Origin of the sequence: Nonomuraea sp. NPDC049784, assembly GCF_040659615.1 — a bacterium.
Lineage (GTDB): Bacteria > Actinomycetota > Actinomycetes > Streptosporangiales > Streptosporangiaceae > Nonomuraea.
The window spans coordinates 1-13,024 of the sequence record NZ_JBFAMX010000062.1 but is presented as its reverse complement, the minus strand read 5'-3'; the positions used below and the strand labels follow the sequence as shown (position 1 = coordinate 13,024).

General features: G+C 67.3%; 9 protein-coding genes and 1 pseudogene. 3 read left to right on the top strand and 7 right to left on the bottom strand.

The genetic code is table 11. The features are described from left to right. The 6 genes from AB0J09_RS16255 to AB0J09_RS16230 form a co-directional block, all read right to left on the bottom strand. Complete coding sequence (locus AB0J09_RS16255) at positions 1–2,166, bottom strand: alpha-galactosidase (RefSeq protein WP_360690650.1); 2,166 nt, start codon at positions 2,164–2,166, stop codon at positions 1–3. Continuing rightward, positions 2,163–4,592, bottom strand: coding sequence for a family 10 glycosylhydrolase (locus AB0J09_RS16250; protein ID WP_360690647.1), 2,430 nt, complete (start codon positions 4,590–4,592; stop codon positions 2,163–2,165). Before AB0J09_RS16250 ends, AB0J09_RS16255 begins: the two co-directional genes overlap by 4 nt. Before the next feature lie 65 nt (positions 4,593–4,657). Further along, the gene (locus tag AB0J09_RS16245; RefSeq protein ID WP_360690644.1) at positions 4,658–5,575 is read right to left on the bottom strand and encodes a carbohydrate ABC transporter permease; all 918 of its coding nucleotides are present in this window, start codon (positions 5,573–5,575) and stop codon (positions 4,658–4,660) included. Continuing rightward, on the bottom strand, positions 5,572–6,549 hold the full coding sequence (locus AB0J09_RS16240; protein ID WP_360690641.1) for a sugar ABC transporter permease: 978 nt from the start codon (positions 6,547–6,549) through the stop codon (positions 5,572–5,574). The genes AB0J09_RS16245 and AB0J09_RS16240 overlap by 4 nt, the downstream gene beginning before the upstream one ends. Positions 6,550–6,613: 64 nt before the next feature. Continuing rightward, positions 6,614–7,912 (bottom strand): sugar ABC transporter substrate-binding protein, encoded by a 1,299-nt coding sequence (locus tag AB0J09_RS16235; RefSeq protein ID WP_360690639.1) that lies wholly within the window; start codon positions 7,910–7,912, stop codon positions 6,614–6,616. 857 nt (positions 7,913–8,769) lie between these two features. Next, positions 8,770–10,077, bottom strand: coding sequence for an MFS transporter (locus AB0J09_RS16230; protein WP_360690636.1), 1,308 nt, complete (start codon positions 10,075–10,077; stop codon positions 8,770–8,772). A 102-nt stretch (positions 10,078–10,179) separates the two neighbouring features. Here AB0J09_RS16230 and AB0J09_RS16225 point away from each other — a divergent pair, with 102 nt between their 5' ends. Both AB0J09_RS16225 and AB0J09_RS16220 read left to right on the top strand, forming a co-directional pair. Next, positions 10,180–10,998, top strand: coding sequence for a winged helix-turn-helix transcriptional regulator (locus AB0J09_RS16225; protein ID WP_360690633.1), 819 nt, complete (start codon positions 10,180–10,182; stop codon positions 10,996–10,998). 308 nt (positions 10,999–11,306) lie between these two features. Continuing rightward, a pseudogene (locus AB0J09_RS16220) lies at positions 11,307–11,729 on the top strand (transcriptional regulator); the annotation flags it as partial. 93 nt (positions 11,730–11,822) lie between these two features. Here the strand turns inward: AB0J09_RS16220 and AB0J09_RS16215 are convergent. Then, positions 11,823–12,488: a DUF4240 domain-containing protein gene (locus tag AB0J09_RS16215; RefSeq protein ID WP_360690708.1), complete on the bottom strand. Its 666-nt coding sequence runs from the start codon at positions 12,486–12,488 to the stop codon at positions 11,823–11,825. A gap of 344 nt (positions 12,489–12,832) precedes the next feature. Here AB0J09_RS16215 and AB0J09_RS16210 point away from each other — a divergent pair. Further along, positions 12,833–13,024 (top strand): hypothetical protein (locus tag AB0J09_RS16210; RefSeq protein ID WP_360690630.1); only part of this gene is annotated, 192 nt, incomplete at its 3' end.

The window sequence follows — 13,024 nt, the reverse complement described above, 5'->3', positions numbered from 1 at the left end:
TCACACTCGAGCGAAGTGGACCATGATGAGCCGTTCGGGAAAGAGCGCGGGCATCTGGACACCGTGCTCCGCGAGGACCCGGCCGGGCAGCTTGATGCCGCCGGTCCACCACGGCGGGCAGGTGCCTGCGAGGAACCTGGAGGCCTCCGCGGTGAGAGGCAGCGGGGTGACCTGGTAGTCCGCGTCCGGGTCGAGCCCCGGCACGCGGACCGGCCCGGGTCGGGTCTGCGCCGACGTGGCGACGGCCACGAAGGTGAAGAGCGCTTCGGCGGAGTCCGCGGCCACGACCCCGTGCACCTGGAGCGCCGGGTCAGGGTGGTCGACGTGGATGACGCGTCCCGTGTGGAGCAGCTCCTGGTGCTGCTGGTAGAGCGCTATCCACTCGGCCAGGGCCTGCCGGTCGGCCTGCGAAGCCGATCGCAGGTCCCACTCGATCCCGAAGCTGCCGAAGAGGGCCGTACCGGCGCGGAACGCCAGGTCGTGTACCCGGGCGGTGGCGTGCGAGGCGGGCGCGCCGACGTGCGAGCCGATCATCTCCGGCGGCAGCAGCAGACCGGTCCAGCGCTCGATCTGCTGCCGCTCCAGCGCGTCGATGCAGTCGCTGGCCCAGATCCGCTCCGTCCTGTCGAGGATGCCGAGGTCGGCGCGGGCACCTCCAGAGGAGCAGGACTCGATCTCCAGCCCCGGATGGCGGGACTTGAGGGTGTCGATCAGCCGGTACACCGCTCGGGTCTGCTCATGCACTCCGGCCCGGCCATGCGCGGCCCGCCCGGGTTCGACCAGGTCGCGGTTGTGGTCCCACTTGATGTAATCGATGCCGTACTCGGTGATCAACGCGCTCATCCGCTCCAGGATGTACGCGAAGGCCCCAGGCTCGGCCAGATCGAGGACCTGTTGATGGCGGCCCTCGGGCGGCAGCCGGTAGCCGGCCGAGAGGATCCACTCGGGGTGGGCGCGCGCCAGATCGGAGTCGACGTTGATCATCTCGGGCTCGAACCACAGGCCGAACTGCATCCCGGCGTCGCGAACGTGGTCGACGAACGCGTGCAGCCCGCCTGGCCACACGTTCTCGTCGACGTACCAGTCGCCCAGCCCAGCATGATCGTCGCGGCGGTGACGGAACCAGCCGTCGTCCAGCACGAACCGTTCGACGCCGATCTCGGCGGCCAGCTCGGCGAGCTCGGTGAGCACGGTGACGTCCTGGTCGAAGTAGACCGCTTCCCAGGTGTTGAGCACGACGGGCCGGCGGGCGCCCGGATGGTGCGGGCGCGCCCGGAGGTAGTCGTGGAAGCGCGTCGACAGGTCGTTCAGGCCACGGCCCCAGCTGCCGAAGACCCACGGCGAGGTGTACGACTCCCCTGGAGCGAGCGTGCCTTCGCCCGGGAGGAGCAGCTCACCGCCGGCCAGCATGCCGACGCCGTCGGGATTGCGCTCCGCGAGGGTCCGGTGATTGCCGCTCCAGGCGACGTGAAGTCCCCAGACCTCGCCGTGCTCGAAGGAGAACGCCGGCGAGCCGGCGAGGAGCAGCAGCGTGGCGTCCGCCCCGGTTCGCCCGCGGCGGTTGTTCCGCTGGTGAGTGCCCTGTGTGAAGGTGTGCCGCTGAGGTGACCGCTCTCTCAGATGCCGGCCCGAGAAGTCGAGGATCTCCTGCGCCTGCAGCGGCACGGGTAGCGCGAGCAGGAGGCCGTCCAGGGTGTAGTCGAGCCCGGGGTCGTCGTTGGAGAGCGTGGCGCGCAGCCGTACGAGGCCGGAGACCGCCATCTCGATCTCGAGCCGTATCCCCAGCCTGCCGTGCTCGTCGACGGCCCGGATCGACAACCGGTGGGCGATCGGCCCCGAGCCCTGCTCGCACTCCACCCGCTCTGTCACGAACTGGGCGGAGAAGTCGCGTCCGCCACGGTGACCCGAAAGGCCCGGCGTTCCGAGCCAGCCGGCGCTCTGCTCAGGAACGATCGACAGCGGGACCACTTGGTCAACGGGGCCGAACCCCGTCGGCGGGATCGAGACGGCGCTCAGCGCGAGCAGGTCCGACGCGTCGAGCGCCCCGAGGTCGGCGCCCCAATGCAGCACCCTGGGCAGGCCGCTCCCCCGGGTGTCGACGATCAGCGACACGCCCCCGGCACGCAGATGGACCAGCCCTTCGGCATCCATGAGATCCGCGGTCATCGCATCTGCCGCTTGATCGCGTAGTCGATGATGGAGCGGCAGCGGGCGATCTGCTCGGTCAGCTGATGCTCCACGGCGGACTTGATCTTGCCCTTCCCGGCAAGTTCCTCGATGGTCTCCGCGAGCGCGAGCAGTCGCTTGTCGGTGGACTTGAGCTCCGCGTCGGACGGATGCTCCCGGTCAAGCGCACGCGCCACGGCCTTGATCTCGGCCTCCAGGTCTGTGGCGACGGAGGGCGCCATTCCGTTCCGCGGCAGGTAGCGCTTGCCGATCTCGTCGCGGCTCTCCTCCAGGAGCGCCCGCACCGCGGCCAGGGGGCGCCGGCCCGGCGGGATGGCGGGTGCGCGCCACGGGCCGATCGACAGTGCCCGCACGTGCGCGGGGCCTGCCTGCCCGAACGCGAAGATGATCGTCCCGGTGTCGATGTCCTTGGCCGCTGTGGACTGCCGGATCGTCGCGTGGCTGCCGCTCCGGTTGTACATCGAGCCGATGCCGGTGTAGATGAGCTGCCCGCCGGTCATCTTCTCGCGGTGCTCGACGACCACCGCGTGGAGGGCTTCGAGATTCTCGGTGTACGCCTGCGCGATCACCACGTCGACGATCTCGGACCACTGCCCGATCTTCCGCGCCTCGGTGCCGGACTCCGGGGCCTCGGACACGACCGCCGCCGGATCGTCCGCCTTGATCTTCTGGTAGATGTCCTTGACCAGGCGCGTCTCTTCCTCCGCCACGAACGCCGTCCACTTCGCCCATTGGTCGGGGGTTGCATCCGGGTTCAGGGTGAGCGGATCGACGCCTTCCCGGTCCTGGAACGCGCGGCGGGCGTCGTCGGAGAAGTTGAAGCTGTGCTCCCAGCCACTCTCGTCCGGGTAGCGCATGTAGTCGAGGTCGATGCCGGCCAGGCGGTATTCCCGCACCATCTCCGCGCAGAGATCGAGGAAGTAGGCATGGGCCACGGGGTCGCTGACGTCCAGCCAGTAGAAGCCGTTCGGCGACGCCGCCGGGTGACCGTCCTCGACGTGGTCGCGGCCCACCGCGGCCCACTCCGGATGCCGGGTGAGGATGGGGCCCAGACCATCGCCGAGCTCGTTGCCGACCGCGAGCCCGTCGATCCACGCGTGCAACGCGATCCCCTGGCGGTCCGCCTCCTGCTTCCACGCTTTCAACGGGTCGAACCCCGAGAACTCCGGGCGCTGCGCGGGGAGGTCGTGCGCCACGTTGACCTTGCTCGGGTAGAGCGTGTACCCACCCCACAAGGTCTCCAGGTAGAGCTCGTTGACGCCGGTCTCCTTCATCTTCGCCAGCGTCGCCGCGATCTGCTCGGCGTTCTTCTCCGTCGGCCGGTACCACACCCCGCGCGCGTCGGCCGGGCGGCTCGGAAGGGAGCGATAGTACGCTTCACGGGCCTCGGAGATGGCCGCATCACAGTAGAAGAGGACACTCTGGTCGTCCGTGCCCTTGGCGGCGTCCGCCTTCGCGAGCCATCCGCGGGCTGCCGCCAGGCTCTGGAAGGCGGTGTCGAACGGCGCGTTGACGAATGCGTCGTGCCGTTCCTGCACACCGGCGGCGAGTTCCTCGACCTCGTTCTTCGCGCTGCCGATGTTGATGGTCACGTCCCGGTGGATGGAGACGGTCTTGCCCTCGACCTTCACCTGCGCGCCGACGAGCCCGTTCTGCTGGAGCCAGGTCGCCATGGTGCCGTGGCCGCTCAGGACGAGACCGTCGGCCGGGATGGCCGAGTTCGCACCGCTCAGGGCCGTGACGGCACCGCCGCGGACGATCAGCTCGTAGCCCCACTGGTTCGTCCCCGTCGACTCGCCGTAGCCCGGCGTGTAGACGATGAGCTGGTCCGCGCCCCGGAAGCCGGGGAACGCCGCGCCGTCAGGGTTGGACTCCGCCGTGGGATCCACCGCGGCCGCCTCCTGCGACGAGTCGACCGTGGTGGGCCGGAGGATCGTGACGGTGTCTCCGACGGCGAAGTGCTGGGTGATGAACGCGACCGCGTCCTGGGCGCCTCCTGGCCCGGCGCTGAGCACCATGCCGTTCGCGGGGATGGCGGTGTTGCCGCTCTTCGACGGGTCGATCAGAGCCGAGTTCACGGCTGTCACACGGTACTGGTTGGGCTCCTTGGTCGCTTCGAGCGCGACCTCTGCGCCCCACTGGTTTGTGAACGTGGTGAAGCCGTAATCAGGGGTGTACTGGACGAGCATGCCCTCCCATCTGGCTCCGTCCATCGCGTTGATGGGCCATCGGGTCCCGTCCGCGGCCATCACAGTGGTCTGATCCACGGTGACGGCCGCCAACCCGAGGCCGACGCTCCGGCCCGACGCCGACGCCGCTTCGGCCCATGGCAGTCCTGGCGCGGCCAGTACGCCGGCCGCGCCGACGACGAATCCCTTTAAAACGGCACGTCGATGAACACCCATGATGGCTCCCTGTGGGAATTCTGCCGATCTGTAACAATCCGATCGGAAAGGTTTCTCGGGATGCGTCATCCCTTGACGGCGCCTGCGTCGACGCCGCGGAAGAAATACCGCTGGAGGAGGCCGAAGAAGATGGCCACCGGGAAGAAAGCGATCATCGTTCCGGCTGCGATGACCCGCGGGTTGGCCGAGAACGTTCCGTGCAGATACTCCAGCCCGACGGTGAGCGTGAGCTTCTCCGGAGTGGTCAGCACGAGCAACGGCCAGAGGAAGTCGTCCCAGGCGGCGATGAACGCGAAGACCGAGACGACGGCGATCATTCCCTTCACATTGGGCAGTCCGATGCGCAGGAAGCGGTGCCATGCGTTCGCGCCGTCGACGATCGCCGCCTCGTCGAGCTCCTTCGGGATCGCGAGGAACGCGGTCCGCATGAGCAGGATGTTGAGCATGCCGATCGCCCCGGGCAGGGCGACGCCGAGGAGCGTGTCGGTCAAACCCATGGAACGGATCGTCAGGTACTGCGCCACGAGTGTCGCCTCGGCCGGCATCAGCATGCTCGCGAGGATGGCGCCCAGGATCAGCTTGGCGCCGCGGAAACGCAGCCGGGTGAGCGCGTAACCGGCCATGGTGGCCCCCACGACGTTGCCCATCACGGAGATCACGGCCACGACGAGGGAGTTCCACGCAAACCCCAAGATGGGGACCGTCTTGGCGGCGGTCACGTAGTTGGCCAGCGTCGGGTCCTCGGGGATGAGGGACGGTGTCTGCGTGTAGATGTCCTCACCCGCGCCCTTGAACGAGGTGGACAACTGCCAGACGAACGGCCCGACGGTGATGAGCAGCACGAGCACGAGAAGCAGGTACCGCACGACCTTCTCGCGCGTGGACATGGAGGAGAACCCCCGGTACCCGCGCCGCGCCCTGGCCTCGGCTCCCGATCCGCGGTCCGGGCGCCGCGAGCGGACCTGCGTCGATGTCGATGTCACGGCTTCACCCTGTTGAGACGTGCGAGAACGAGCAGCGGTCCCAGCGTGATGAAGAACAGCAGCAACGACAGGGCCGAGGCGTAGCCGAGATTGCCGCTGAACCCGCGTGCGTACATCTGGATCAGCATGACGACCGAGGAGGCATCCCCGCCGACTCCGCCGGTGCCGTTCGTCAGGATGTACAGCTCGGAGAACACCCGCAGGGCGCCCACCGTGATGAGGACCGCGACGAGGAGCATCGTGTTGCGGACACCCGGCACTGTCACCGCCCAGAACCGGCGCCACGCTCCGGCGCCGTCGACCGCGGCCGCCTCGTGGAGTTCGGGGGGCACACTGCCGAGGGCCGACAGGTAGATGACCATGTAGTAGCCGAGGCCCTTCCAGATCGTCAAAGTGATCGCGCTGAGGATCACCAGCCATCGGTCGGTCAGGAACGGGATCGAGTCGCTGATGAACCCGAGGCTCTTCGCCATCGAGTTGATCGCTCCGTTGTCGTCCAGCAACCAGGTCCAGATGAGACCCACGACGACGGCCGACGCGACGACCGGGGTGTAGAAGACCGTCCTGAAGAACGTGATGCCCGGCAGCTTCTTCTCCACGAGCAGCGCCAGGCCCAGCGGCAGCAGGAGCAGGACCGGCAGGCACACGGCCAGATAGACCACCGCGTTCAGCAGCGCCGAGGCGAGCTGCTCGTCGTCGAGCATCTGGCCGAAGTTCTCCAGGCCGGTGAACTCTCCGCCGGTCAGGAGCTTGGCGTTGGTGAAGGCGAGCACCCACCCGTTCAGCGCGGGCCACACGTTGAACACGAGGAGGAACACGATCGCCGGCAGGCACAGCAGCCACGGGGTGAACCAGGCGTGGGTGCGGACCAGCACGGCACCCGGCCGGTCACCCGCGGGGGGCGAGCCGGCGGAGCCCGGGGGGTGCGGCTTCGAGGACGAGTCCTGACGAAGCGGTGTCTTGAGCTTGCTCATCTGCGCTTTCCCGATCCGTGCACCGGGCCGGCCGGTGTCGTCCGGCCCGGCACCACCTTCTGCCCTACTGCGCGAGCAGTTGGTTGCACTTGGCGACCGCGGAGTCGAGCGCTTCCTTGGACGTGATCTCCCCGGTCATAGCCGCCGCGATCTGCTGGTTGACGTACGTCGACATCGCCCCGGTGAGCTGTACCGGCTCAGGCACCTTCGCCTGTGTCAGGGCCTTGAAAGCGATCACCCTGGCGTCACCCTCGGGAGTCCCGTCACCCTCACCGAACGCGGCGTTCGCTTGCGACGCGGTGGCCGAGGGGAAGATACCGGGGACCAGTTTCGCGAACGCCTCCTGGTTCGCCGCGTTGGTGAGGAACTGCGCCAGGGCCTTGGCGGTGGGAAGGTTCTTCGAGGACTTCGGGATCGACACGCCCTGTACGGCGAGCGGGGGCGTCCCGATGTAGGGCGAGGACGTGATCTTCCCCTTGAGAGAGGGGTTGCTCTCCAGCGCCGTGCCGATGAAGTTGCCACCGGCGGTGGTCCACCCCACTGACCCCTTCGTGAACAACTGCGTGTTACCGAGGAAGTCGTCGTTGAGCACGTCCTTGGGCAGCAGTCCTTCCTTGAATGCCTCTCGGTAGGTGTCGAGCAGCGCGACGGCCTCGTCCGAATTGAAGACGAACTCCGTCCCGGCCTCGTTGATGACGGGAATGCCGGCCGCGGTGAAGGTGCCCACGTACGGCTTGTTGCTCATCAGGAACGACTTGCCGCCGGACTTCTCCTTGAGCGTACGGGCCTGCGTGACCAGCTCGTCGAGGGTTGTGGGCGGGTGCTTCGCATCGAGGTCGCCGGCGGCCATCGTGTCGGTGTTCCAGTAGTTCAGTTCCGTGGTGAGATACCACGGGTAACCGTAGGTACCCTTCTGGCCGTTGAACTGGAAGCCGGCCAGCGAGCCCGGGACATACGTCGCTTTGAGCGAGTCGTCGACCGAGTCGAGGTCCACCAGGAGACCCTCCTTCGCCAGCTGGTAGCTGAAGACGGGAGTGGTGTTGGTCACGTCCGGCAGCTCTCCCGCGCTCGCTTGGGTGAGAAGCTTCTCTTCGTAACCGTCGCCGGGCTGGTCGAGCCAGGTGACGCTGGTCCCCGGGTACTTCTTCTCGAAAGCGGCGATGACGCCCTCGATGTAGTCGGAGAACTGGGACTTGAGGTTCCAGGTCTGCAGCGTCACCTTTCCGGTCACTTCGCCACCGGCTTTCGGCTGGCCACCGTCGCCCGTCTGGCCACCGTCGCCCGTCCCGGAGAGCCCACAGGAGGACAACAGCACCGTGCCCGCGAGGATGGCACCGGCCGCAATGGCCCTTCGTCTGATCATTCTTTCTGCCTCCCGCGTCGGCCATCGTCACCGCAGGCCCTGACTAAGTGGTATGGCCTGGGAAGCTAATAGGTATATACCATTTTGTCAACACTGCCCCTTCTGACCCATCAGCCCCAATCTTGACACATACCGGCTGAGCACCAGGTGAGGCCCGGGCGTCACTGGGCGCGGGAGCGGCCCGGCACGGCTCACCTGCCACTTCCCGTCCTGGTGAGTAACACGCGCAGGCCACTTGCCCCGGCTGATCACCGGGACGTACGTTGCCATCTCGACGCTGAGATCGAGACAGCGGGTGGGTCAGCCGTTCACCCCAGGGCCCACTGGTATAGTCCTTTGACGGTCACAGTCCGGGCGCCGGCCACCCTGGCCTGCGGTGCGCGCCCGCCAGGACCGGGTTGCAGGACCGCCTGTCGCCGGTCTCAGCACTGCGCCCGCCGAGCCGCATGTCGGTACTCGTGAAGGCGGTGCCCAGCACCTGGTGTGACCGGCCACGTCGGGATACGCCCGGCGGTGGAGTCCTCCGGCCGGTGCCACGACTCATCGATCTGGCCGGCCCATCCGTGTCCAGCTCGCCCTGGCGGGCGCGCGACGGATGAATGCCTGGCGATGATGCGGCTAATGGCTGATGAGAGAGTGTTGAAGGCGGGACCCATGTTCCGTAAGTGTCGCTTGGCCGGTGGGCAGGAGGTCATCGGGTAGGTCAAGAAATCTGCGATGAGCCGCCAGACCGCTCCTGAGATGGGATTCCGTCGTTGGGGAGCGCCATCGAGCTCCTGTGATGTGGTCTGGTCAGCCGGTACCGGTGATCTGGCCGTCCGCTCAACCTTGCCGGGCGGAGTTCGCGTACCTGGGCTTCACGGGTTGGACGTGTCCACTTGGGCTTCGGGGGCGAGCTGCCGACGATGCGGTGGCGAGCCGGTGGATTCGTCGCTCTGCTGATAGTCGGTGAGGTCGCGCAGGTGCCGGATGGGTGAGGCCAGCAGGACCGACGGTATGCAGATGGCCGCGACGACAAAGATCATCAGGGTGACCCGGCCGCTGAGCATCCCGGCGATCGCTCCGGCGATCAACCCGCCGATCGGGATCGCGCCCCAGGAGACGAAGCGGACCGTCGCCATCACTCGGGGCAGCAGTTCGGGCGGGCTGGCCATCTGCCGGTACGTGCGGGTCACCACACTGAGCACCACGACGCCGGCGGAGAAAACCACGTTGCCGGCGGCGAAGGCGACGAAGCCCTGCCAACCGGTGCCGAGGGGAACGACAAGCGCCCCGGCGACCGAGACGAATCCGGCGACGATCAGGGCGCGGGCGGTCCCGAGCCTGGCCGTGATTTGGCTCGTCAAGGCCGCGCCGATCAGCGTGCCGACCCCGTCCGCCGCCAGCAGCAGGCCGACGAGGCCGGGCGCGGCGTGCAACTCGCGTACGAGATACAGCGCGTAGAGCGCGTGCTGTGCCCCGCAGACCGTGTTCGCCGCGGTGGCGGCCCACATGCACGGGCCCATCACCGGGTGTTGCACGACGAAACGCCAGCCTTCGCGGATCATCTCGCGTATCGGTGGCCAGCGGTCGGGGGCCTCGGCGCGGCGTTCTGGCAGGGTTCGCAGCAGCAGGGCTGAGACGAGGTAGCTGGCCGCGTCGACGAGGAGGGTGGGCACCGCCCCGAGCACCTGGACGATGAGACCGCCAACGGATGGTCCGCCGAGCTGAGTAGTGGCGTGGGTGCCGGAGGTCAGGCTGTTACGGGACTGCAACTGCTCCTTACTCACGATCGATGGCAGGAAGGTCGAGTTGGCGACGTCGAAGATGACGTTCGCGAAGCTGATCACGAGGGCCACGATCACCAACTGGGCGACCGTCAGACAGTCGAGCCACCAGGCCAGCGGGATGGAGATGATCGCCGCCGCGCGGGCCAGGTCAGCGCCGATTTGAACCATGCGCATGGGTAGTCGCTGCACCATCACCCCGGCGGGTAGGCCGATCACGATCCAGGCGACGTAACTGGCGGCGACGATCAGGCCCATCTCGAACGCGGAGGCGTCGAGCACCGTCAATGCCGTCAGCGGCAGCGCCACTGCGCCCACTGCTGAACCGACCGCACTGCTTGTGCCGGCCGTCCACCACCGCCAGAAGACGCTCGTGCCACGCGCACTGTCGACTGCCATGCCCGCACTCCAAGTAAGTTTCAGAATGGAACGCACTATACTCGGTGTGTGAAGCGCGCTGATCTACCCGACGCCGACTGCGGCATCGCGCAAGCGCTCGGAGTGATCGGCGACTGGTGGACGTTCCTGGTGGTGCGGGACATCGCCGGCGGCACCACCCGCTTCGACGACCTTCAGCGTGGGCTCGGCGTCAGCCGTCGCGCTCTGGCCGAGCGCCTGGCCGGCCTTGTCGCACACGGGGTACTGGAGAAGCGGCCCTATTCCGATCACCCGCCGCGCTACGACTACCTGCTGACCGCGAAGGGTGAGGGTCTGCTGCCGGCGCTCATCGCGCTACAGGATTGGGGCACCAGACATGTGATGGGCGATGGCGCGCTGACCGCGACCAGCGAGGACGGGTCCGCCGAGACCCGTCGGGTGCAGGAGCTGGTTGATCGGAAAATGCCGGATGTCGTTCTGGAACGACACGACGGCGAGCGGGCCGCGCCCAACGCACCCGGTGTCTGGACCGTGCTCTACTTCTTCCCTGGTGCCTTCGCGCCCGGTGCCCAGGGCTACCCGCCTGGTTGGGCCGACATCCCTGGTGCCCAGGGTTGCACTCTGGAGTCCCTCACCTACGCGTCACGGTATGCCGACTTCGAGGCGTCCGGTGCCACGATCCGAGGCGTCAGCACCCAGCGACCCGACCAACTGGCCGCCTTCGTCACGCACGCGAGATTGCCCTACCCTCTTCTGTCCGACCAGGACAGCAAGCTCGCGGCCGGGCTGCTGCTGCCGACCTTCCGAGCGGCCGGCGTCGACCGCTTCAAGCGCCTCACCCTGCTGGTCGACCCCGACGCGATCATCCGGGCGGCGCAGTTTCCGATAAAGGATCCGGCCGGGTCAGTGGAAGAGATGCTCACCCTCGTCCGCGGTCAATAACAGCGATCCGCTCATGCCGCGAATCGTGCCCCTCCATCACGGCGTCCGCGTGGCGTGACCGCCGACCGTCCGGCGGCGCGGCCTTGACGCTTCAGGTTCCCAAACGATCTCCAGGATCGTTCAGATCCGCTCGCCGTGCGGGTCGGTGGCTGTTCAGGCCGGTCCGCCTTGATCCAGAGTCGTAGCGATTGATCAGCGAACGCACTTGTTCCGGCTGGCCGGCGTGACTCCAGAGCCGCCCGCGGGAGCGCCGCGCGAGGTTCGCCCGTACGTGGCGGGCTTGCTGCACCGGATCCCGGAAACCGCCGGTGGTCGTCACCGCGGCCACTTACGACGTGATCGCCTGGAATCCCCTCGCCGAAGCGCTGCTCGGCAACCTCCGCGCCCAGCCCAACCTGGCCCGCCGGCGCTTCCTGTTCTGCGATCAGGTGCTGACCACGGGCCATGAGGAGTTCGGTGAGTTCGCGGTGGCGCGGCTGCGGGCCGCCGCCGATCGGTATGCCCACGACACTGCCCTCGCCGCCCTGCTGGCCGAGCTCAGATTGGGCAGCGTGGAGTTCAACGAGATTTGGGCCACCAACCCGGTACGCGCCCCTGGCCATCGGACGAAGATCATGACACACCCCGAACTCGGCCGGCTTCGCATCAACTGCGACATCCTCACCGTCCCGGACGACGACCAGCAGGTCGTGTTCATGACCTCCGATCCGGACACGCCGACCGCCCGCGCCCTGCGCCACCTGGCCACCCAGGTCGCATATCCGGCATTCGGTGCATCTCTGGTTCCAGGAACTCCCCAATTCGCCCCCATTCCGCGCGAGCTCTTAATCTGTAAGGCCGTAATGCCGGGCGATCCGCGGAAGCCGACGGATGAACTCAGCCTCGTTGCCGAAATCCCACTCCTCGCCATCGGGCTCCGCATGGTAGGTCAGGAAGGGAAACTTGCTGCGGATGCCTCGCGCGCGGACGGCGTCGTGCAGGCTGTCCGTTTCCAGGCCGGTCACATGTCTGTAGGGCTCGAAGGTCACATAGGCGAAGGACTCGAACTCGGGATCATCCTCGCGCGGCCATACCTCACGCCGGATATGGGTGACCCGCTTCAGTCGGAATGTGCCATCCCTGGACCAGGTCGTGCGCCTGTGGGAGAAGTTACGCGACAGCTCGAACAGGCGCTGCACTTCTGGCAACTCGAGGATCCGATCAGGACAGTCGGAGACCTTCTCGGAGGCATCGCGACCAAGGCTGATCAACCAGTTCACGAAGTACTCGAAGCCGTCGGACGACCCGAACCCGGTGATGGTCCAGAACACCGCGTACAGGTCCCAGGAGCAGGCGCGATTGGCGCAGATCGTGAAGCAGACCTCGTAATCCACGATCTCCTCGACGGACAGGCCGGAGAGGTGATTCTTGAGCCACGTAACTCGCGCCGGCCGGGTATTGGTTTCCCGTGCCGAGCGCTCGACCAGTTCCCAGAAGCCGTCGATGTCCATGGCCCGTGATCATGGCACTCATCGGACCCCCTTGCCTAGATCACGGAACAGCGACGGAACGCCACTCTCCTAACCGGCTCCAACAACGCGCGAAACTCGGCATCGTACACACTCACTCACCAGATTCCCGCACGTCAACCGCCTACTTGAGGAGCTTCCTGACCATGACCATGCGCTGGATCTGGTTGGTGCCCACGTAGGTTCTCGGCGGGCGTGGCCCTGTCGGGCCGGTCCCGTTTCTGAAGGCGGGCGACGTCAGGGAGCTCAACATCACCGGGCTCGGCCGGCAGTGCCTGGAACTCGAGCAGGACTGACCGCTCTGCCGGGACCAAGGCATTTGAGGCGTGTCTCCGGCGGGGTACGCAGCGAATCTTCGGCGGCCGGTAGCCGACGCGATCCGCGCCTATCGCGCCACCCACCATCAGGTCGTTGCCCAGGTGGTCGAGGAGAATGCCATCGTCGCCCAGGTGACCTGGAAGGACGAAGCCGGCGTACAGCGCACCGGCCAGGTGCGCACGCCGGTGGACCGCGTCTCC